The 23197-nt window shown below is 53.4% G+C and carries 15 protein-coding genes and 2 pseudogenes; 10 read left to right on the forward strand and 7 right to left on the reverse strand.

Annotated features, from left to right (window positions below; translation table 11 throughout):
* Window positions 1–14: 14 nt before the first annotated feature.
* On the forward strand, window positions 15–1988 hold the full coding sequence (locus ASG35_RS19970; RefSeq protein WP_056361506.1) for a beta-galactosidase: 1974 nt from the start codon (window positions 15–17) through the stop codon (window positions 1986–1988).
* A complete protein-coding gene (locus tag ASG35_RS19975) occupies window positions 1964–4453 on the forward strand; it encodes a beta-galactosidase (protein ID WP_235527632.1) in 2490 nt (829 codons plus the stop codon). Before ASG35_RS19970 ends, ASG35_RS19975 begins: the two co-directional genes overlap by 25 nt.
* Before the next feature lie 485 nt (window positions 4454–4938).
* Here ASG35_RS19975 and ASG35_RS31550 read toward each other — a convergent pair.
* Window positions 4939–5110 (reverse strand): annotated as a pseudogene (locus ASG35_RS31550) (IS66 family transposase); the annotation flags it as partial.
* A gap of 494 nt (window positions 5111–5604) precedes the next feature.
* On the opposite strand from ASG35_RS31550, the pseudogene ASG35_RS30935 reads away from it, so the two are divergent.
* Window positions 5605–5838, forward strand: a pseudogene (locus ASG35_RS30935) (transposase domain-containing protein); the annotation flags it as partial.
* Window positions 5839–5950: 112 nt separating this feature from the next.
* Here ASG35_RS30935 and ASG35_RS19990 read toward each other — a convergent pair.
* A complete protein-coding gene (locus ASG35_RS19990) occupies window positions 5951–8050 on the reverse strand; it encodes a hybrid sensor histidine kinase/response regulator (protein WP_082508490.1) in 2100 nt (699 codons plus the stop codon).
* 817 nt (window positions 8051–8867) lie between these two features.
* On the opposite strand from ASG35_RS19990, the gene ASG35_RS19995 reads away from it, so the two are divergent.
* Window positions 8868–11237, forward strand: coding sequence for an ATP-binding protein (locus tag ASG35_RS19995; protein ID WP_056361519.1), 2370 nt, complete (start codon window positions 8868–8870; stop codon window positions 11235–11237).
* Window positions 11238–11239: 2 nt separating this feature from the next.
* Window positions 11240–11689: a response regulator gene (locus ASG35_RS20000; protein ID WP_056361523.1), complete on the forward strand. Its 450-nt coding sequence runs from the start codon at window positions 11240–11242 to the stop codon at window positions 11687–11689.
* A gap of 8 nt (window positions 11690–11697) precedes the next feature.
* Here the strand turns inward: ASG35_RS20000 and ASG35_RS20005 are convergent, their stop codons facing one another.
* The 5 genes from ASG35_RS20005 to ASG35_RS20025 all read right to left on the reverse strand — a co-directional run bounded on the left by ASG35_RS20005 (window position 11698) and on the right by ASG35_RS20025 (window position 17632).
* Entirely contained in the window at window positions 11698–12828 is a 1131-nt protein-coding gene (locus ASG35_RS20005; RefSeq protein WP_056361525.1) for a sensor histidine kinase, read from the reverse strand.
* A 13-nt stretch (window positions 12829–12841) separates the two neighbouring features.
* Window positions 12842–13726, reverse strand: coding sequence for an ectoine/hydroxyectoine ABC transporter substrate-binding protein EhuB (ehuB, locus tag ASG35_RS20010; protein ID WP_056361529.1), 885 nt, complete (start codon window positions 13724–13726; stop codon window positions 12842–12844).
* Between the two features lie 82 nt (window positions 13727–13808).
* Window positions 13809–14978: a mandelate racemase/muconate lactonizing enzyme family protein gene (locus ASG35_RS20015; RefSeq protein WP_056361532.1), complete on the reverse strand. Its 1170-nt coding sequence runs from the start codon at window positions 14976–14978 to the stop codon at window positions 13809–13811.
* A 267-nt stretch (window positions 14979–15245) separates the two neighbouring features.
* The gene (locus tag ASG35_RS20020; protein ID WP_082508492.1) at window positions 15246–16625 is read right to left on the reverse strand and encodes an MmgE/PrpD family protein; all 1380 of its coding nucleotides are present in this window, start codon (window positions 16623–16625) and stop codon (window positions 15246–15248) included.
* Window positions 16626–16708: 83 nt separating this feature from the next.
* A complete protein-coding gene (locus ASG35_RS20025; RefSeq protein WP_056361534.1) occupies window positions 16709–17632 on the reverse strand; it encodes a LysR substrate-binding domain-containing protein in 924 nt (307 codons plus the stop codon).
* A gap of 89 nt (window positions 17633–17721) precedes the next feature.
* Here ASG35_RS20025 and ASG35_RS20030 point away from each other — a divergent pair, with 89 nt between their 5' ends.
* The 5 genes from ASG35_RS20030 to ASG35_RS20050 all read left to right on the forward strand — a co-directional run bounded on the left by ASG35_RS20030 (window position 17722) and on the right by ASG35_RS20050 (window position 23133).
* A complete protein-coding gene (locus tag ASG35_RS20030) occupies window positions 17722–18639 on the forward strand; it encodes a LysR family transcriptional regulator (RefSeq protein ID WP_156393282.1) in 918 nt (305 codons plus the stop codon).
* A gap of 523 nt (window positions 18640–19162) precedes the next feature.
* Complete coding sequence (locus ASG35_RS31820) at window positions 19163–20302, forward strand: ABC transporter ATP-binding protein (RefSeq protein ID WP_162244429.1); 1140 nt, start codon at window positions 19163–19165, stop codon at window positions 20300–20302.
* The gene (locus ASG35_RS20040) at window positions 20302–21186 is read left to right on the forward strand and encodes an ABC transporter permease (protein WP_082508493.1); all 885 of its coding nucleotides are present in this window, start codon (window positions 20302–20304) and stop codon (window positions 21184–21186) included. The genes ASG35_RS31820 and ASG35_RS20040 overlap by 1 nt, the downstream gene beginning before the upstream one ends.
* 12 nt (window positions 21187–21198) lie before the next feature.
* Window positions 21199–21990 carry an ABC transporter permease gene (locus tag ASG35_RS20045; protein ID WP_056361546.1) on the forward strand — a complete coding sequence of 264 codons (792 nt, stop codon included), beginning with the start codon at window positions 21199–21201 and terminating at the stop codon, window positions 21988–21990.
* An 81-nt stretch (window positions 21991–22071) separates the two neighbouring features.
* A complete protein-coding gene (locus ASG35_RS20050) occupies window positions 22072–23133 on the forward strand; it encodes an extracellular solute-binding protein (RefSeq protein WP_056361549.1) in 1062 nt (353 codons plus the stop codon).
* Window positions 23134–23197 lie beyond the last annotated feature (64 nt).

Raw genomic sequence — 23197 nt, forward strand, 5'->3', positions numbered from 1 at the left:
CTGTGAGATTTTTTATGCAACTTGGCGTGTGCTACTACCCGGAACAATGGCCCCGCTCAATGTGGGCCGACGATTCAAAACGGATGGCCGAAATCGGCATCACTCATGTGCGGATTGCGGAATTCGCATGGAGCCGGATGGAGCCGAAAGCAGGCGAGTACGTGTGGGCTTGGCTTGATGAAGCCATCGAGACGCTTGCCGCAGCCGGCCTCAGAATTGTGCTCGGGACACCAACGGCATCACCGCCAAAATGGTTGATCGACGCATACCCGGACGTCCTGCCGGTCCGTGCCGATGGTACGTCCTGGAATTTCGGCTCGCGCCGTCATTACGACATCACAAGTGCAAGTTACCGGCGTGAATGCTTGCGCATTGTCACAGAGATGGCAGGACGTTATGGCAAGCATCCAGCAGTCGTCGCCTGGCAAACGGATAATGAACTTGGCTGCCACGAGACGGTGCCGAGCTACTCACGACAAGCGCTCACGCGCTTTCAGGCGTGGCTAGAACAACGCTATGAGCGCATTGAAAGATTGAACGAGGATTGGGGCAACGTGTTTTGGAGCATGGAATACCCGAGCTTCGGCGCGATCGGCCTACCAAACCTCACGCCGACTGATGCCAATCCTATTCACCTGCTCGACTTTCGCCGCTTTATGTCGGCCGAGGTCGCGAGCTTCCACCGGGAGCAGGTCGACGTTTTGCGGCGGCTCGCACCGGCAGCGGATGTGCTGCACAATTTCATGGGCTTTTTTACCACGTTCGATCACTACGAGTTCGTCAAAGACAAAGCGATCGACGTGGCCGCCTGGGATAGCTACCCGATTGCGCGCACCGAATCAATCGGCTTGCCTGAAGAGCAGAAGGCGCTTTACGCCCGCACCTCACACCCCGATGTCTCGGCTTTTGACCATGACCGCTATCGCTCGATTGGCGGTGGACGATTCTGGATCATGGAGCAGCAGGCGGGACCGGTGAACTGGGCGCCGTGGAACCCGGTGCCCGCGAAAGGCATGGTGCGGTTGTGGGCCCTTGAGGCGTTCGCTCATGGCGCGGAACTCGTCTCATATTTCCGATGGCGGCAATGCCCGTATGCGCAGGAGCAGATGCATTCGGGCCTTAATTTGCCGAACAACGAGCTGTCTCCGGGCGGATTAGAAGTCCAAGAGGTGGCGCGCGAGATCGCAGCGTCTAGCGTACTGTCGCGCCTTCCTGCAACGACACCAGCGGACGTCGCATTGATCTTCGATTACGAAACGCAGTGGATATGCGAGATACAACGTCACGGCAAAACTTTTGACTATCAAATGTTGGCCTTCGACTATTACGAGGCACTTCGCGAAATGGGACTCGACGTCGACATCGTTTCGGCACACGCGGACCTCTCTGCGTACCGCATGGTGGTCGTGCCGAGCATTGCCGTCATCGACGATGCGCTCGTCGAGCAGATTGAACGCAGTTCCGCGCAATGGGTGTTCGGTCCACGCAGCGGCTCTAAGACGCCACAGTTCGCTCTTCCTGCCGGTCTGCCGCCTGGTGTCTTGCAGCGCGTGCTACCCATGCAGGTACTTGAAGTTGAGTCGCTACGGTCGAGTCTTGCGCCTACAACGTCGATAGGCGCGACGAAGGGCACTGCGGTGCATTGGCGCGAACATGTAAGGGCCAATTCGGACAGCGTAGTGAAAGCACGTTTTGGTGACGAATGGCCGGCGGTCGTTGCGAAAGGACGGATTCGCTACGTAGCTGGTTGGCTCACCCACGCCCTGCATCGCGCCTTGCTGGAACAGGCGGCGAATACGGCAGGGCTACGTGTCACCATGCTGCCCGAGGGCGTGCGCATCCGTCGCCGTGGATCCCTTACTTTTGCGTTCAATTTTGGCGCGAAAACGGTCTCTTCGCTAGCGCCGGACGGAGCGCACTTCGTGCTCGGCACAAATCGCCTCGGCACTGGGGACGTGTGCGTGTGGGAAAACGGATCCGCAACGTGACTGCAAGCCGAGCACGACCTTCCCTGTGTGCGCCGGTTGATGCTTACTCGCTGCCGACGTCCTCCGACGTGCAAACGCTTCTTACGATAGACGTGAGTGCGCCAATCGATCCACCGCGCGCCGGGCTGCTCCAGCTGGGAACAAACCGCGCGCCGGGTGGTGCAACGATTGATATCAACAATCGGTACCTTCTCCGTGACGGCAAGCCGTGGCTCCCCGTGATGGGCGAGTTTCACTATTCGCGGGTGCCTGAAAATTTATGGGATGGCGCATTGGCGAAAGTGAAAGCCGCCGGCATCGAGATTGTCGCAAGCTATGTCTTCTGGAGCCACCACGAGTCCGAGGCAGGCCGCTTCGACTGGCGCGGGCGACGTGATCTACGGCGCTTTGTAGCGGCATGCGCGCGGCAAGGCTTGCTAATGTTTGCACGCATTGGCCCATGGGCGCATGGAGAAGTGCGTTTTGGCGGTGTACCTGGATGGGTTGTTGACCAGACTCCCACGCGATCAAACGACTCGCTTTATCTTGGGTTTGTTGCGCGTTTCTACCAGCAGATTGCGGAGCAATTGCACGGTGAACTGTGGAAAGACGGCGGACCGGTAATCGGCGTGCAGCTCGAGAACGAGTACAACTTGACTGGCCCGGGGCAAGGTTCCGTACACATTGCCAAGCTAAAAAGCCTCGCGCTTGCCGCTGGACTTGATACACCGCTCTACACGATTACGGGCTGGGATCAGGCGGTATTTCCACACGGCGAGGTGGCCCCCGTCTTCGGCGGGTATCCGGATGTTCCCTGGGGCATTTCGCCAACTATATCCGCTCCCAATGAGGTTTATGCCTTCCGATTCACGAGCCGCGTGGGCGGGGACCTGGGCGCGCAGACGCAAGGTGCAGGCGAAGGCGACGCCGACAAAGTCGTCAACGACACGCCGTTCCTCGGCGCTGAATACGGGGGTGGCGTGCCAACGATGTACCGGCGGCGCCCGGTTATCAATGCGGACGACATTGCCGCGATGCTGCCGGTTCAACTTGGGTCGGGGGTGAATCTCTACGGCTATTACATGTTTCACGGTGGCCGCAACCCGCCAGGTGAGCGTGAAGGCCAAGAGTCCACTGCAACTGGCGGATGGAACGATCTGCCAATCATTAACTATGACTTTCAGGCGCCATACGGTGCAAATGGCGAGGCACATCCGGTGCTCGGCAAGCTGCGTCCGATGCATGCGTTTTTGCATGAATGGGGCGAAATGCTCGCGACCTACGCAGTTCATGCGCCCACTAAGCAGCCAAAGGGGGCCAATGACCTTGAGACACTGCGGTTCTCGGCGCGCTCCGATGGCAAGCGCGGGTTCCTTTTTGTGAACAATCACGTGCGGCAGTACGCGATGCCGACTCAACAGGGCGTGCGATTCTCGGTACGGCTGAAAACCCGCACCGTGTTATTACCGAGTTGCCCCGTCGACGTCGGATCGGGTGTCTACTTTGTTTGGCCTGTCGCATTTCAGATGATTGACGCAGAGCTACGCTATGCGACCGCGCAGCCCATGACTCGCCTTGCCACACCGGAGGGCGATATCTTTGTGTTTAGGGCAGTCGAGGGAATCCCGGCTGAATTTGCTTTCGAGCCTGAGACGTTGCACGAGTTGTCACCGGATTTGGAGTCGCGGCTTTTTGATGGCGCTCTAGTCGTGACCCTGATACCGGGTGTTCGCATCAAGGTGATCACGGCGCACGGTCACACCCTTACGCTGCTTCTTCTTTCAGCGCACGATGCCGAGCGCACATCTGTTTTGCCCTTTCAAGGCATGCGGCGGCTCGTGCGAACCAACGCCGAAGCGTTCGTGTTGAACGGTCAGATCGTGCTTCGCACGACGAATACGGCGCTGCAAGTCGACTTTTATCCGCCGCTACAGGTCATACCACCCGCAACGCTTCCGCTTACGCGTGAGGCAACTGGCGACGGGTTCGATAGTTACGCAGCGCAATTCAACTTGAGGTCGTTTGATGTTCAAACGATTGGGCTCCGGCAGGCGCAGAACGTGCCGCCAATAAAGAAGGGTGGCCCAGCGAACGCGAGTGTTGAACCTGCGCCCGAAGCTTTCGGCAGATCGGCGGCATGGCAGATCAATCTGTCCCGAAACGCGCTTGACGGATTGAGCAACGTTTATTTATCGATCCAGTATCGAGGTGACGTTGCACGCCTGTTCGCAGGCGCTACGCTCATTGACGATCATTTCTTTAACGGATTGCCGTGGCGAATTTCGCTTTCAGATATTCCGAGTGACGTGTTGTCCGTACCGCTCATGGTGACCATCCTGCCGCTGCGCACAGACGCGCCGATCTATCTCGACGCGCGTTACGATCCTCGTCCCGAGGCAAAACGTCAAGGAGCCTCTCAAACGGTGGCACTTGACGACGTATGCCTTGAGCCGGAATACGAACTTCTTATCGGCTCGCCTATATAGCACGTGTCATGCACCGGCTTACTTACAGTATGGCTCGCTGTTTCGCATTCATGAGATAGCATGCATTGTGAGCCGTCAGACAGGACGACTGTAAGCGCGCAGTGAAGGCGTATTCAATAGAGGACCGAGAGCCGACGAACGAACGTCCGCAGGGTTACGTGCAGCAGCTAAGCAGCTTGCCGCAGTAACGCCCGGCGATAGTCCGATCGAAGTAGCAGGTCCGGGACGGGTGTCAAGACTTCGGACATAAACAGCAGTTCGACACAGGACGCGACTCCGTGGCGCGGAGCAGCGCGGTTAAACGCACGGCGCGCAGAATCGAGTTGGGACCGGTCGCCTTCAGCCACTGCGCGGATTGCCTGTCGTTCAGCTTCGCTTAGGATTTGCATATCGGGGCTCTTTGCTTGGTGTTCATGGGTGCATTGTACTTGTCGTCTAGCGAGCGGGGACCAAAGAGTTGGGGACGTTACGAACGTGGTCAATTTTCAAGGTACCCATTGCCATATATGCGATAGCAACTGCTCGATACGGCAAGCCGGTTGTGTGGGAAGTCGGTTTAAAACGTCTTTCAGTTAAACATACGTTCAGCTTGGCCGATTGGATCAGACTCATCACTGCGGGCTGACGCCGGCCCGCGCGAGCTGACCCCGCGAAGAGCAGTTTGCCCGTTTATGGAGAACTCTGCATATAAGATCGAAATATCGCAAGCGATTGGATAACGACGTCCCCAACAGGGTGGCGACAGATCAGAATTGACACGCGCCGACTGAACGTAGAATAGTCGCATACCGCACGCAAGCGGCCATCGACTACAAAACACATTGGGGAACCTGGCGTGTCAACGTTACTAGAATGTCTTAAGTCGCTTCCTGACGACTTGGTGATGCGTGATCTTGCAGCCGTGCGCAACGAGGTTGCCACTGTTGCGGAGCACATAGCTCGGCTGCATCGAGATGAAGATGGATACGAAGTGCGCAAAGAATCGCGCAATTACGGGCGAAACGAAATCACAGCGGTCGGCCTTATCGGTGGTCCGGCCATGTATAGGCAGGTTTGACAGTGCCCCGCTTGGCCTAGAAACTCTAAGGAAAAAGCGCGGCATAGTCATCGGGCGTTGAAGTGAGAGGTAACTTCACGAACAGCGAGACGCGAACTATCTGTTTGCCGGCGCCGACCAGAGCGACGAAAGTGCGGCCGCGATCTACAGTCTTACCAGCACGGCAAAACTCAATAACGTCGATCCCGACGCGTATCTGCGTTTCGTGCTCGCCCACATCGCTGACCTCGCGATCAACCGGGTCAATGAACTTCTACCGTGGCAAGTTCCCAAGCTCCACGACGTTCGTTCAAAACAAAGTGTATCGGTTAGAACAATGGCGCCGTGATCAACGCCTCCATCACTGACAAGTCAAGCCGCAATTTTTTTCCCCAAGCGCTTGCGGTTTTTAAAACGATGGGCGCACTGCGGCACAAATCAGCTTCCGATTAGATCTCGAATTAGACTTCTAGAGGCGGCTCGCCCAAGCTTACAAATCGAGCGAGCGCTTCGATATCAAACGGTTTGGCGAATACCTTGAGGCGCATTGCCCGCGCACGGGCCATCTCGTCCGTATAGCCCGTCATCAAGCCAAACTGTTGTGCTGGCCATTTTGCGCGCACTCGAGTCGCCAAGTCGATGCCGTTGAGGTTGCCTGGCATCTGGACGTCGGAAAGAATCACGTCGAACTTCTCCCCGCTCTCGAGCGCAGCGTACGCGGCATCTGCCGTAAGCTGATGCTGCACCAAACACCCGAAGGTCTCCAGTACAGCTTGAATGCCCGCAGCCACACCTTCGTTGTCTTCCACTAGCAAAACCGACCTAGTGGACGGAACAATTTCGGATCCCAAGTGTTCAGTCGTGGGTGATTTGCACAGTGTTGCTGGCTGCCGGCTTTTGGGCAGATATAGGCGAACGGTTGTACCCTTGCCGACCGTACTATCGATTCGAGCAGAGCCGCCCGATTGCTCGCAGGTTGAGAGGACCTGCGAGAGACCCAGTCCAGTTCCCGCATCTTGCGACTTGGTTGTAAATAGCGGCTCAAATGCTCGCTGACGCACCGCCTCGGACATGCCTACGCCATTGTCCGTGAATGACAGCAGCACGTATTCACCAGCTGGAAGGAGCCCATCGGTTGTCGTCATGCTGATGTTCTGCGCACGGATCACCAGCAGGCCACCGCTCGGAATAGCGTCCCGCGCGTTGGTAGCGAGATTAAGCGCGGCAGATTCAAGTTCCGTAGCGTCACAGAGCACGCACCATAGGTCAGGCGGCAGGTTGACCTGGACATTAATGCGCGCACCGACGGCCGCGTTCACGAGTACACGCGCGGTTATGATCCAGTCATTCAGGTCGATGGATTCGCGTTTAAGAGGGCGCTTCCTCGCCACGCTGAGCAGACGGCGGCCAAGAGCTTCGCCGCCTTGAACCGACGTTTCTATGGCATCGATCTCGCGCCTTATATCAGAGAAATGCCGGCGCTTGATGAGTGTCATGTTCGCCGTGACCACCATCAGCAGATTATTAAAATCATGGGCCACGTTTGCAATCAGATTGCCAAGCGCACTCATGCGCTGCAATTGCCGGCTGGACGCTTCAGCAGACATCCGCATCGCGACTTCTGCTTGCCACCGTTCCCAAGCAGCTTGTTCCGTAGCAAGCTGACGCAATGAGAAGAACACAAGCAACGATGAGATAATGCTGGGCACTAGAGCGATCAAGGATGCTAAAAGCACATCTTGAAGCCATGCTGATCTGATCGCGGCAATCGACATTCCCGCCGACACATACAGCGGGTAACCGGCAACTTTTCGAAAGGATACATATTTTTCGAGGCCGTCTATGCTCGAAATCAATTGGAATTGACCGTAGGCCTGGCCTTCGCCAAGCGCGTGAGCAAATTCCGATGCAGGATTCTGAATTTTGTTATCTGCTTGTGCAGGAAAGCGGGCGAGGACATGTGCGTCTGAGCGAAACAGTCCGAGCGCGAGCGCGGGATTGCCATTTTGAAGCTCTCGGTAGAAAGTGGAAAAATACCGCCGCCGCAAGGCAATCGTCACCACACCCAGAAACTTTCCGTGCGCGTCCATGCGGGCAACAGTGGTACAAAAAACAGATTCGCCGTCAGGGGCATGTGTGGAGTGAGAGATGTAAGCCGGGCCTTCCAATTCGCGTGCATGGACAAAATCTTCGCGATTGGCTACCGAAAATGGCGGCGCGGGAAATATTCTGCTGGTTACCAAAAGTGCCCCATCAGCATCAAAGACCGAGATGGCGCTTACTTGCGGGTAGCCACCGCCCAATTTGTTAAGCCGTTCGTACAGTTCTTTCTGTTTTTGACGTATGGCGGTACCGTCGTCGTTGTTTAACACATCCACAACTTGAGCCTGAATGACGCTATTGAGGTCGAACACTTTGACCGCCTGCTCCTCGGCGACGCGCGCAAGCCGGTCGGTTGCGTCGTTAGCGTCGTCGAAACGTCGTTCATGATCAAGGTAAGTAAATAGGAGGAGGCAAATCAGCGGAACGGCAATGGCGCCAGCGAGAATCAGCTGTAGCACGCGTCGCGTCGTTCTGAAATTTCGGATGGGAAGCTGAAATTCGGTGTCGTGAGAATACGCGATAGGCACAGTGCACTCTAAGTTAAGAGTAGCGTTCTAAAAGACGCTATTCGCGATTTTGCGTAAGGCTGTGTCCAGGCCACCGGGGTCGAGAATCAATGCAATTACCTTCTGACAAAAGTACGATAACACGATGTTTGTCGATTACCAACTTGTAGTGACTTGCCGTGTCATAGGTAAGGAACGGATCAGCAACTCGGGGTCTTAACCAGCGAGACTACAAAACCGGAACTTCTGCGCCTGTCGCACCCAAATTCGGAATCTTAAATCGCATTGGGCGAGGGGTCTATGACTGAAGTTGGGCGCCGGTTATCGCGTAGCGCCGACGGGTATACCACCTTCAAAAAATGGCAGGCATGGTCGATGGTATCCGCCAATACGAAGACCTGACTACAGCCTTAACTATTTTGCAGGCACGGTCCGCCAATGACGCCAATATTTCCACGTCTACAAGCTCTTTCTCCCGAGCTTCGAGCAGACCACGTCGCCTATGGCCACAAGTGACGTTATCATCGACGCAACGGTGAATGAACAATTGCTTTGCAACTGTAAAAAGTGCATTTCACTTGTGGCTCACTCAGCGGCGAATATCTAAGCGCTAGGGCTGAATACGATTTGTACTCGATGAACACCTCGACGCGAACGCGGATCGCTTAATTTGCGCACGCGTTTGTGGGAATAAACTTTGTTTCTGCCAAGATGGTCGGTGTTGCTGCGTTGATATGGCAAAATCCTGGTATCACTATCAGGATACGCCATGTCAGATGTCGTCTCGAATGTATCCGCAAGCGCAGACCAGGCTTGCGCCTCTGAACCGATCCATACTCCCGGTGGTATCCAGCCGCATGGTGTCCTGCTTTGCGTGAACGATGACGGCGACGTGCTTCAGGTGAGTGGAACCGTTGAGCCAATCTTGGGAATAAGCCCGGTCGATGCTTTACGCAAGCCGTATGCTGCTGTGATTGGGGAAACGGCTGCTGGGATGGTGCAGACCGTAATTCGCGACCGCTCGATTGAACGGGCTCCCCTGTACGCAGGTGCGATCGAAAAGATCGGCGAACGTGTACTTTTGGGCGGCCCTTTTGCTGTTGTCGTGCATCGCTTCCACGGAAAGACAATTATCGAATTAGAACCCGCGCGGGGGACGGTGGACGTCTTCGCTTCGATGTACCCGCTTGTTCGTAACTTCGTGAATGACTTGCAGCAACAACGCTCTGTCGTTCAACTGTCTCAACTGGCCGCAAACGAAATCCAGCGGATTACCGGCTTTGGCCGCACTCTAGTCTATCGCTTTGACGAGCAAGGCCATGGGCATGTGCTTGCTGAAGCGCTGGAAGGGGATTATCGATCATACCTGGGTCAACGCTTCCCAGCTTCAGACATCCCTTCCCAAGCACGTGATTTATATCGCCTCAATCGCATCCGCCTCATCGCGGATGCAAACTATAAGGCTGCACGTCTGGTTCCCGCCGATCATCCAGACGACGGCAAACCTGCCGACCTTACTTACGCCTCCTTGCGCAGTGTCTCGCCCGTCCATTTGCAGTACATGAAGAATATGGGTACGCTCGCGTCGATGTCGATGTCAATCGTGGTTAACGACCAGCTCTGGGGGCTTATCTCGTGCCATCACGCCACGCCTCGCTTGCCGCATTTCGAAGTTCGAACTGCATGCGAACATATTGCTCAAATCCTCTCTCTGCAGGTTGAAGCGCGTGAAACGCAGGCTGAATCAACCTACCGTTTGGAACTGCGTTTGACCTTAACCCGGTTGCTCGCGTCGATGGCCGACCGAGACAGTTTTGTTGATGCGCTGGTCGAAGATGCTGCGGATTTGCTGAGTTTTACCGCTTCGAGCGGAGCGGCAATTGTGTTTGAAGGCCAAACGCACCTCGTTGGACTAACACCGAGCGCTACCGAAGTCGATTCGCTGGTGAGCTGGTTGGATGCGCGTACCGCGGATGTCTATTCCACCGATTACCTGACACAAGATTGCGATGCATTCGAAGCGACCGCCGACTACGCAGGATTTCTTGCTGTGTCCGTATCGAAGGTTTTTCGCAATTATGTAATTTGGTTTCGAAAGGAAGTGGTTCGTACGGTCGATTGGGCAGGGGACCCGCGGTCGAAACTCTCGGACCTTCCAAGCGCGCGATCACCTCGCGAGAGCTTTGAGACATGGACCGAGACGGTGCGTAAGCGAACCTTGCCCTGGCGCCGTGCCGAGATTGAGATTGCAACTGAGTTTCGCACGGCGCTCCTTGGCATAGTGCTAAGGCGTGCGGAAGAGCTGGCGCAGTTGGCGCTGGAACTGGGGCGTGCCAATAAGGAACTGGAAGGCTTTTCTTACACCGTGTCACACGATTTGCGCGCACCATTGCGTCATATCACTGGTTTCGCCGACCTGATTGCAGAGATTGCCGCAGACGATCTCTCGCCGCGCGTGAAGGGCTACTTGAGTCGCATCCGTGATGCAGCGATGTTTGGTGGTGAGTTGGTCGATGATCTGCTAGCGTTCTCTCAATTGGGTCGTGCGTCGTTGAAGTCGCAAACAATCGACGTTCGGGCAATGGTCGAGTCGCTTGTTGCGGAGCATCAGGTCAATGCTGAAAGCGCGAAGATTGATTGGCAGATTCGCCACCTGCCGCCGATCAAAGCCGACCCAGTGTTTTTCCAACTCGCCATGCGCAATCTCATCGGAAACGCTGTCAAGTTCAGCGGCGAGCGGCATGATCCGGTGATCGAGATCGGTGGTGAAATGGTGAACGACAGTGGGCGGCCTTGCGTACGGTATTTTGTGCGCGACAACGGCGTGGGTTTCGACATGCGCTACGTGAACAAGCTCTTTGGCATCTTCCAGCGCTTGCACAACGACAAACAATACTCAGGTACAGGCATCGGATTAGCGACGGTTCAACGCATTGCGGAGCGGCACAGTGGAACTGTACACGCGCAAGGAACGCCTGGACAGGGCGCGACCATAGGCTTCACATTGCCATGCAACGCGAAACCCGAAAGTGGGGCGAAGTTTGAAACAGCCGCCGCAGCATTTGCTCGACTTTCTGCTGCAGGCAACGGCGCGTGGATCCAGGGTATCCCCAAAACCGGCAATATTGAAGGACACTAAAAATGGCAGAGCTACGACCGATACTGCTTGTCGAGGATAACGACAACGATATTGAGCTGACGATGGTGGCGCTGGAAAAAGCGAACGTCTCTAACCCAATCGATGTTGTGCGAGACGGCGTGGAAGCGCTTGAATATTTGCGGTGCGAAGGCGAATGGGCCGCCCGCTGCGACATTTACCCAGCAGTGATCTTGCTCGACAAAAAGTTGCCGCGTCTTGATGGCCACGAAGTTCTTCAGAAGATCCGTCAGGATGGCATGCTGCGACACATTCCGATCGTGATGCTAACGTCATCGCGCGAAGAGCTCGACCTCACCAAGAGTTATGAGTTGGGTGTCAACGCCTATGTGGTCAAACCGGTAAAATTTAACGACTTCATGGACGCCGTGCGGGATCTAGGGGTCTTTTGGGGGGTGCTAAACGAAGGGCCTCCACTAAGCTTCAAGAAATAGCCGCTACCTTAGGTGCCACGGGTTAGCGGTTCTGAATCGAGTAGCGGCAGGTGGACACGAAAAGTAGTCCCCTCACCGATCCCGCGACTTAGAACCTCGACGGTGCCCTTGTGCATTTCAATCAGATTCTTGACGAGCCAAAGCCCTAAGCCAAGACCTCCGATGCGCCCTGCCACGTCGGAACGCGCTTGTTCAAAGCGATCAAAGACGCGAGAGACCACATGGGGCGCAATACCGCAACCCGTGTCCTCTACGCTCAGGATAGCCATGTTCGCATCATGTCGAACCGACACAAAAATCGCGCCCTGATCTGTGAATTTGATTGCATTAGACATCAGATTCCATACAACCTGCTTGAGCCGCGCCTCGTCGCCCAGAACTGAGCATGGTTCCCACTCGCTATTAATGCTTAGGCCTTTGCGTTGCGCGTCCCACGCAAGATCGCTGACCACGTCATGCGCCAAAACATTTAAATCAACGGGGCGGCGGTGGACTGAAAGTTTTCCTGACACAATTGCACCCGTATCCAATAGGTCGTCCACCATCAAATGCAGTTGTCGAGCATTGCGCTTCAGGGACGACGCGGCTTGCTGCAAATGGGTCGGATCCTGAGTTCGGTCGAGCAATTCCGCCCACGAGGTGATTGCACTAAGAGGCGAGCGTAATTCATGAGTTACCGCACTTACGAATTGATCCATTGCTAGAACATTTCGATCACTTTGCTCACGCGCATCGCGCTCCTGCATGGCCTCCGATGCAAATCGCAATTCTGTTTCTTTACGTGCGGTGATGTCGATTGTAAAGCCCAGAATTGAAGCGAGGGAGCCGTTTTCCCTATATTTGCCTTGTCCCCGCACTAATAACCAACGTGTTTCGCCCACGTTGTGTTCAAGTCGATATTCGGCTTCAAAGTGTTGATGTGCAGCGTAGTAGAAGACAAAAAGTAAGACGATGACGGGCGAACTGCGCCAAAACTCAATCACGGATGTGACAGCGCCCCTGCGCATTCCTGTTGCGCTGTATTGCAGGATGCCGAAAACCAATGCGAAAGGAACACCGTAGGCGAGGCTATATAAGGTGACTTCCACCGTAACGCCAAAGCCCTCCCAAATTCCAGCGAGGATTGCGAAGAAGCTCACTTGACGCAGTCTCCTAATTCTTGCTAGTGCAAATGGCGGAGGCAGTCAATCCATCCGGGGCTTTTTCTTCAGGAGCGAAACCATATCGCACCAGGATCTTGGCGATTGTTCCGTCCGCCTTCAGTTCGGCCAGCCGTTTATTGAAAAGCTCCCGCAGATCATTGTCTTGCAACCGGAAAACTGCCGCTTCGAATGACACGACCGGTTTGCCCGACGAGTCGGTGCGACCGGTAAAAGGTTTCGCCCGCTCCACAGAGGCAGCAAGTTGAGGCGTAGCCAAAAGCGCGTTGACTGTCCCCGAAGTAAATGTAACGCCGTCAACGCGTCCCGCCAGTAACGCGGATACGGTCGACTCCGTATTTTGGAAAAGCTGAATTTGGTCTGGCGGCACGCCGGCAAGTGAGACGTTTATAGCTTGTTGGCTACCGCGGCTTCCACCTATTTTTAGCGCGGAATTCTTGATGACATCGCGATAGCTGGTGATGTGCTGTGGATTTCCCTTCTTTACCAGCAGGGCGTCGATGCTAGTAAGCTCCGGGTTGCTGAAGCCCACCAACTTGCAGCGTTCCTGGGTGATCACGACGCTCGAGTCCACGATATCAAACCGGTTCGATATAAGTCCCGGAATAAGAGAGCCAAAATCACCAACGACAAAATCGATATCTTTCACACCGAGAGGCTGAAAAACCGCCCGAACAATATCGACATTGAAGCCCTCTACACTGCCGTTGGGCAGGCGATAAGCCCACGGCTTCCCATTGTGTATCCCAACCGTCAACTTTTTTTCGGCAAGGATCTTATCTTTGGTGGTGGCCGCATGTACGGGCGTCAAGAACGAGCCAAGGGCTGCAGCGATAAAAGTCGCCGCAGCAAAAGAAGACCGCAAGCCCATAACCATATAAACCTCTTTGCCCGATGGGCATCTGTAGCAACGTCGTATGTCGGTTCGATCGATGAAAGAATCGATATGCATCACCTTTTCAGTGGGTCTTCACCGTATCCCACAAGTACGGCTTTACCACTTCTTGAACCAAATTGATTCCAAGTCCGGGAAGATCCGGGATATCTACCTTTCCGTTCTTGATGCGCGCCTCGGGCGGGTTGTCGGTCAGCTCGACGTAGTCTGAGGCGGTTTGCCAATAAGGATAGACTTCTTGTATCGCAAAATTGGAGATGCAAGCACCGAGTTGAAGCGCTGCTGCCGTTGCCACAGGGCTCCCGCAGACATGCGGTTGGACCCGCATGTTGTACGCTTCTGCCATAGCGGCGATCTTCTTGGTTTCCATCAGGCCGCCAGTGAGACAAATGTCTGGTTGTACAATGTCTACAGCTTGCGATTCAAAGACCTTACGGAAACCATATCTCGTGTAAAGGCGTTCCCCGGCTGCGACCGGTATGCGCACCTGGTCAGAAATCTTCTTGAGCGCGCCAACATCGAACGGATCACATGGTTCCTCGATGAAGAAGATGTCCAGATCTTCCAATTTTCGGCAGAATTTGATTGTTTCGTCCGAGCTGAGGCCACCGCTGAGGTCGAGCATAATGTCAATATCCGGCCCAACCGCCGAGCGCAGCGCCTTCACCTTTTCAAAGGCTAATTTCAAAACGTGCTTATCCAATGATCGCAACGATGGGTGCTTTGACGTCGCACGCGGATCCGGGTCTCGATAGGCAAAGGGATAACATTTGAGAGCGTCATATCCCTCCGCCACTGCGCGTTCGCCAGCATCTGCGAACGGTTTCACTTCCATGTGATCCTGTCCAAAACCGTTGTTGTAGACCCTTACTTCGTTGCGGAACTTTCCCCCGAATAGTTCGTAAATCGGGACACCAAGCACCTTTCCCTTGATGTCCCAGAGCGCCATCTCAATAGCGCTAATTGCTGCGAAGACGATAGGTCCTCCGCCTTTGGCCCAAAACGTGTGGTCATACATTTCAGACCAAAGGGGCTCGATTCGAGACGGATCTTGTCCAATAAGGATGCGTTCGGCGATGTCTTTAATCATACCTGCTGCAGCCGACTGGCCCAGGCCGTAAGCGATTCCCGCTTCGCCGACACCGACTACACCATCGTCCGTGATGACCTCAATTAAAACTGGGTGCAGGCGAGCCATCTTGGTTCTATAAATCTTGACTTCATTGATCTTCATTCGTACTCCAACGTGATTTAGTAGGGCTTAGTGAGCTAGCTGCAAAATGCGGATTGCTCGTCGTCCCTAAGACTCGCTCAGTTCATACTCGTCAACGTAGGTAACGCAGCCTGCCGGCGCGGGGCAAGGGGGATTTTTTCGCAGTCGCTTCTTTGATTTCGGTGTTCCCTAGTTGCTCGCTGATATAAAGAAATCTGAAGCAGCCGAATGCCAAAGGCTTGAGCGCCGTAACGGGTAAGGCCGCGACCTGCGAGGTAGATCGCCCGCTTAACTCAACTCGGACAAGCAAGCCTGCAACTGCCTCAGATCGCCGTCATCACGCAGCCGCTCGATGGCGCCGAACACCGACCTCCGTTGATCATCGCTCAACGCTGACTGCGTAACCGCGGTGAACTTGTCTTCAAGCTCTAGCCAGCTAAGGGGATCGCCCCCTTCGCCTCGTGGCGCAGTAATCTCGGACGTGAAGCGCTGTCCCTTGCTGGTGATCGTGACACGCGCGAGCGTTTGTGCCGGAAATTTCGAGTCAATCTCCGCGTCAAGAGTCACTGAGACTTTTCGCGCCAAGTCAGGCAAAGCTTCAAGAGTCAATACGTCCGATGCAAGAGGAAGGAGCGCGGATGGACCATATACGGCAACTAGGGCGAGGCAGAATGGAATACTGTATTGGACATCGACGAGACTGATAGGGTGAGTCTTGTTCGTGATCCGCAGTGCGCCGCTGTATGTCTCAACGTCTATTTTTTCGATATCTTTCGCATCGATAGAATGTTGCCGAATTAATTGCAAACTTGCATCTATAGGCGGGTGGATGTGTCGACAGCATGCATACAGCTTGAAGTAAGAGGTACAGATGTGCTGCGCCTCGCCCAAAGCGGGTGCGTTGCGGAAATTATAGAAAAGGGTGCTTTCCAATAGATTTCGAGGGCCGGTAAATCCCTCCTCGGCCAACTCGAGTGCAAGCATGCCGGTGACCACTGACCATGGAATGCCTTCTTTCAGGTCGCTCCCTTCAGGCGTCGGTAACGAGAACGGTGGCGCGCTGCTGAAAAGTTGGTTGGGCGCGCTTTCCCCGGCAATCGCCAGTGCATGCTCAAGCACATCTTGCGGAGTTCCGCGCAGAGCTGCGCATGTGGCAACCACGGCATACGTTGCCCAGGTTCCGGTACTGCCGTACGCGGTACGGGCAAAAGCTATAGTCACACCGACTTCGTAACCGATAACAATCGCGGTGATCAGCTCCTCCAATCCGGCACTGGTCTCCTCTGCTACGGCAAAAGCAGCGGGAATCACTGCAGCCCCAGGATGCCCCCGTGCTAGCCGATGACCGTCATCCAGGTCGAGTGAGGAGGCTGCCGCACTATTAGCCCATGCTGCGGCTAAAGGCGATCCAGTCACGCCCGCGAACCATACAGGAGCGGAACCGGCGCCGAGAAGCTTCGTAGCTGTAGCTCGAACTGCGATTACTCCTGGCTCCGACTTGCCAGCCGCCGCTGCGCTCAACAGATCATAGATTCGCTTCAGCGCGGATTCCCTTGCGAACTCTGAAGAGCGCTTGCTGCGGTTCTGGACGACGTACTCCGCGATACGGCTAACGACGCCGTGGTCGGGAAGGCCGGCTACTCCGAGGTGATTCGATGGATCGTTCATTTCAACACACGGGATTAGTTAATAGTGATGTGTGCTGTAATGCTACGAACGTCCATTTTTGGCGTCGAATTCAATTTTTTCGGTCAGGCATAGCTCGAGGCTATACACATCGGATCCGCCTCAATTTGGCTACCAAGCTTCCGTGATTCATCGGCGAATGCTTCCGCCAATCGTGAGAGCTTGCGCGAACGGGGCGATGCCATCACGATTTCTTCATTTAATGTCGGGACAAGGGGGCGAATTGATAGCAACGGGGCGCACATTCCTATATGAAGAGGGTTTACGATAGCTACGCCCAGACCACGGGCTACGAATGCACAAATCGGAGGGGCCGTCATGGATTCGAGAGCAATGACGCGCGAAACCTTAGCCCGTTCGAAAGCTAGGTCAGTGAGACCACGAAGCTGAGTCCCCAAGGTGAAGCATGCAAGGCGTTCATTGCGGAGATCCGCGAGACGGATCTCTTTTTTTTGTCCTAGCTCGTGGCCTTTCGGCAAGATACAGACAAGTGGCACGCGGCATATCCGTTCCACTCTGAGGTCTGCATGATCGATAGACCTTGATGTGTATAGCAGCTCGATTTGCTGCATTGCTAACTGCTCGACGAGCTTAGTTGTTTCGCGTGAGTGAAGTTGGGTCTTAATCCCAGGGTGGGCTGATTCGAGGCGGGATAGGACTTCCTGCGCAAATCCAAACGCCATCCCCGGCATCATTCCAATCGAAAGGGTACCGCGTCGCAATGCCCTTATTTCGGCGACGGCCTGATTGATTCGTTCTGCGCCTTGGAATACTCTTTCAACTTCTTCATAAAGCAAGTGAGCCTCGGCGGTCGGTGTGAGACGACCGCCTTCACGGGTAAACAAAGGCATGCCAACACTGCGCTCACACATTTGCAAGAGCTTGGTGGCGGAGGGCTGCGCGATGTGAAGGCGGGCCGCAGCTTGCGTTACGGTGCCCGTTTCCATTACGGCTTTAAAAGCTTCGATCTGGCGTAGGTTCATGCCCATAGAATACGCCAATGATCAGTCTTCGATACCTAGAACCGTGTGCTTGCTGAGTTCAACTCGTAGCTACGGTGCCCTTGCAGGGGACGAATGTGACGCCCAAAAATATCGATCTTAACCTTCTTCGAATCTTTGATGCGGTGATGTCGGAAATGAGCGTGACGCGCGCAGCGCGGAACTTACATATGTCGCAGCCTGCAGTCAGCAACGCGCTAAACCGACTGCGCTACCTCACGAGTGATGATCTCTTTGTAAAGACACATGGTGTATTTTCCGCGACTCCACGCGCGAAATTAATGTGGCCGGCAATTCATGAGTCTTTGGCAAAGCTTGATGCGGCTGTAGATCCGGATATATTTGATCCTGCATCAGCAATCGCGACACTCAAATTTGGAATGTCAGATTTTGTTGCTTCACAAAGCGTCATCCCGTTATATGTAATTTTGGAAAAAACGGCTCCCAACATAAGTATTAACCTTTTGCCCCATAACGTGGAGGATATGACGCAGTCGCTCGAGAATGGATATTTGGACATGGCCGCTGGCGTGCATCGAAATATCGAAGACTCTGCGCTTCGTACTGCTCCGCTCGGGGCCGTCCCGTATGTGTGCGTAATGCGACGTGACCATCCGCTGGCTAAAGCAAGATTCGATCGGGAAGTCTTTTTAAATGCACGGCATTTAGTTGTCAGCACTTCTGGGCGTCAGGGGTTTATCGATCGACAATTAGAAGAGCAGGGATTCAAGCGCAAGATTGGTTTGATTGTGAATCATTTCGCAGTTGCGCCGCATGTACTATTGCAGACCGACCTTATAAGTGTGCTACCTAAGAAAACTGTTGAAACAAGTAATTGTTTTGAACAGTTAGTTATTGTTCAGATGCCTATAACTATCCGTCCAGGAATTATTCGGCTAGCGTGGCATGCACGTACCGAAAATATTCCGGTCCATCGGTGGATACGAGAGTCTCTGTTTGCGCTATGTAAAGTGGCGGCGGTGAAAGAAATTTAGAACTGTACCAGACGCAATTCAATGAAAATTATCGGTTGTTCGAATTAAATTAACCGCAACGAAAAACGTAGTGTTTCCATAACTATACATGATAGCTGGCTTACTGCAATCGAATTAGCTGCAATCATATATTTTGCTTTGAGTGGGCAGTTCAAGCTGTGAGACTCAAACCTATTACATTGCTCAAATGCGCTGTCGCAATCGGTAACGGCGCGCTCTGATATTGCCAAGCGCCCTCCGTAAGTTATCGGTTGTCGCTACGACGACGTTTTAGAAAAACAACGCCCCTGAAGCACGGTCAGGAATTCTAAGTCTACAAACGCCACTGTTAGCCGGCACGCCGCCGATCTTGCGATCCGGTGTCGAGCTACCCCGCCCAAAATGCGCATCCTCATTCATGAGAGTGATGAGGCACATGTTTTTGCCCTATTAGACGTTATGAGGCGAGGCGGCTAGCATCGTAGGCAGATGATGTTGCGAAAAAAATGCGGTCATTCCTCGTTGGTTTGCCGCGAATCGACAGATGCCAGATTACAAAGGTAACGGTATGCCCCATGACGGATCGGTCGCGTTTATCAACGTGACCAAGCGATACGACGGCAGCGACGCGGTGAAGGACGTATCGCTGGACATTGAGTCGGGCGAGTTCTTAACGCTCTTGGGCCCGAGCGGGTGCGGAAAGACTACGCTGTTGCGGATGCTTGCAGGGTTCGAAAGCATTAGCAGTGGCGAAATCCGGATTGCAGGGAAAACTATGAATGTCGTGCCGCCCTACAAGCGGCCGATTGGCATGGTCTTTCAGAATTTGGCTTTGTTCCCGCACTTGAGCGTTGCGCAAAATATCGCATTCGGCCTGAAGGTGCAAAAGGAGAAAGGAGACGCGGTCCGCAAGAAGGTTGATAAGACATTAGAACTTGTCGGCCTTCCTGGGTATGGCGATCGTCGTATTGCTCAATTAAGCGGTGGACAACAGCAGCGCGTGGCACTGGGTCGTTCTCTCGTCCTTGAGCCATCCGTGTTGTTGCTTGACGAGCCTTTTAGCGCGCTAGATCTCAAACTTCGACGTCAGATGCAAGTTGAGTTGAAACAAATTCAGCGCCAGGTCGGCACTACCTTTGTGTTTGTCACCCACGATCAGGAAGAAGCGCTCACGATGTCTGATCGTATCGCCGTTATGAAGAATGGCTCGGTCGAGCAAATTGATACGGCTGAGAACATATATGCGCGACCAAAGACTAAGTTCGTCGCCGATTTCGTCGGTGAGACGAATTTCATGCAAGCCAGTGTGATTGCGCACGCAACAAATTGTCTCCGGGTTTCGCTTGATGATTGCAATGTGGAATTTGACATGCCTTTAGGCGCATTTGAGGCGTTCCAAGGGAAGGGCGCATACCCATCTGTCGGAACTCGCCTCGCAGTGTGCGTCCGCCCAGAAGCTATCGTACTTGGAGACAGCGCTAGTCTTTTGCCTGTTAATTTCGAAGTTGCTGTTACGAACCGCCAATTTACCGGAGCCTCAGCTCGATATGACGCAGCCGCGGGTACACAAAAGTTTATTGCGCGACTCCCCAGCAGTATGACTCCTATCCGGGTGTCTGACCGTGAACGAATGGGATTTTCGCCAGAAGCGGTGGTTGCGCTTGAAACTGCTGAGAACTGCTAATGTCGAATATGATGACTGCTCAGCCACGTGAGGTAGACGTTCCGTACGCACCGCCTCCGACAAATGTCTCTACGATGGTCTACCGCGCGGCCTTGCTGGCCCCGGTTTGTCTGATCATCGGTTATTTTGTTTTTGGTCTGGTCCACATCTTTTCGCTTACGTTCGCCGACGGCATCAAGGCTTACGCCGATCTATTTACTCGCCGCGATTATTTAAATGCTCTCATCAGAACGCATGAGCTTTCCGTCGTATCCACATTTATATGCGGAGTTCTTGGTTATCCTCTTGCATTGTATATAAATCAATACGAGGGAAATAAGAGCAGATTAATCGTTCTAGTGATCACTCCGTGGTTGGTCAGTATAGTGGTCCGGTCTTATGGATGGGTCGTGATCCTCGGATCGACCGGCTTGGTGAATAGCCTTTTGATGCAGATGCATCTGATCGAAAGCCCAGTGACGTTAATATTCAATTCAATTGGTATTATTGTAGGGATGGTGCACGTATTCTTGCCGTTTATGGTGTTGTCTGTTTTAGCAGTGTTGGGGAAGATTGATAGTTCAGTTGTTGAGGCTTCTATGAGCCTTCGAGCTGGACCATTAAAAACATTTGCTAAAGTGATTTGGCCGCTTTCGCTGCCGGGCGTACTTTCTGGAGCAATCTTAGTTTATCTAAGCTGCACCGGCGCTGTTGTGACCCCCCTGCTTCTCGGAGGCATAGGACAAAATACGCTCGGCTCGCAAATCTATGTTGAAATCTTTTCGACTTTTGATTTCGCCAAAGCTTCAACGCTTGCTGTAGTCCTCGTTATTACGTCCGCAGTCATTGTTCTACCGTTGATAATCGCTGAAAAATTAGTTATACGTCGACAAGCCCAAAGTTGATTAGGATCAGATATGAAAATTCGGAAACCGTTGCTATCTGGGATCGCTTGGTTAACCATAATCTTCCTCCTTATTCCGGTTGTGGTTGTAGTATTAGCCTCGTTCAGCCCGAACGCTAACGTACGGATTCCGCTTCAGCCTCTGAGCCTAAATAGTTATCGAGCGGTATTTAGCGATAGCAAATGGGCCGAGGCCCTCGGGGTAAGTCTTTTATTAGCCACCGTCGGTTCGATAATTTCTTGCGGCGCCGCGACAATGGCGGCTTTGGCGAACAACAGGGTTACCTACACCGGAAAAAACCTTGTAGAAGGGGGACTGCTTGCGCCGCTTATTTTTCCGCATGCAGCACTTGCGCTTGCACTCTACAGTATCGCCGACCAACTCAATTTGATCGGAAGTTTTATCGGGGTATTGTTAGCCCATATTGTATTAACAGTGCCTTTCGCATATCGCCCAATCAACGCAGCCGTATCGAAAAACGACAAGTCGATGCAAGAGGCCGGTATGAGTTTAGGCGCGCGTCCACAATATGTTTTCTGGAAGCTGACTTTTCCTATGCTTAAGTCGGGCATTATTACCGCGCTCCTGTTTACATTCATTATTTCTTTCGATGAAGCAACAATAACTTTGTTTCTGAAAGGTCCAGATTTTACAACGCTTCCCGTAGCGATAATGACGGATATTCAGGAGGGAACAGGACTAGCCGTGCCGGCTATCTCGGCCATGATGGTCGCTTTCACACTGCTTTTTATCTTCCTTGCAGATAAAACGGTCGGACTCAGTACATTTTCTGAAAAACGATGAACAAGCGCTAATTTCGGCGCTGGGACTACCGAGCCTGGTTGTAGGCTAATTTTTAAGCACTAACTACGCGGGAATGAAGATATGAATCGCAGAGAAAGCATCCTCGCCCTTGCGGCAATTACTGCCGGAGCTGGCGTCGGTCCTGGCCTAACAGTTGCGCGCGCAGCTGACAAGCCGTCGCTGCGCTTTTGCAGTGACTCGTCCGCTGTCTCGAAGGATTGGAAGGAGGCTTATGCTGACGATTTCACCAAAGAACAAGGTACGCCGATTCTTTTTGTGGATGTCCCGAACTCAGCTGCCGCCGTGATCGGTGCAAAAGGGCGGGGCACCTATGACCTAGCGTATTTAACCTATATCTCTGCGATCATGCTTTCGGACATGGACGCGCTTGAACCTTTGGACGAAAAGCAGTTTCCGAAGCTCAAAAATATTCCCGAGCGGTACAGACTCAAAGATAAGGCGGGCAATCTGATTGCTATTGGCGCTTATCAAGCCTGGTACGGGATCGCGTATAACCACTCTGTAGTAAGTCCAAGTGAGGTCGACTCATGGAAGAAACTTGCAGAGTCGAAGTGGAAAGGTAAGCTTGCACTTAACCGACCGCTGTGGACTGCGGCTTATGACTTGACGATTCTTTCGCACGCAACCGGCGGTACTGACGCAAATGTCCAGTCTGCCATCCCGCTCTTTACCTCAATCGCAAAAAATGCTGTTACGTCATATTCTTCTAACAGCCAAATGGCGCAACTTTTAGAACGTAAGGAGATTGTTGCCGGCCCATACTATTCGCATCGGATCATGACGCTCCAGCGCGAAGGAAATGTCGACTTGGCGATAAGCGTTCCTAAAGAAGGCGCCTTATCTTTGCCTTATTGTATTGGCATACCGAAAGGTAGCAAAAATAGAGAAGCTGCTATGGATTTCCTTCGCTACATGATGGAGGAAGGTCCGATTCGCCGTATATCGAAACTCGAATCTGTTATCACAATGGATCAAACATTATCGTTCACCGCGGAACAAGAACAAAAGATCGGGATGAAGTTAGAAGACCTCAGTGCCAGGATCTATGCTCCGGACTGGCGGGTTATCTATCAGCAGTGGAAAGATCGCACCTCAACTTGCGAACGAATTTTTGCTAGCTGAATGATAAGAAAAAACCTTTGTTTGCACCAGTTTGGTACTTAGGATACCTAATGTACAACGTAAC

It is taken from the genome of Burkholderia sp. Leaf177 (assembly GCF_001424345.1).
Taxonomy (GTDB): domain Bacteria; phylum Pseudomonadota; class Gammaproteobacteria; order Burkholderiales; family Burkholderiaceae; genus Caballeronia.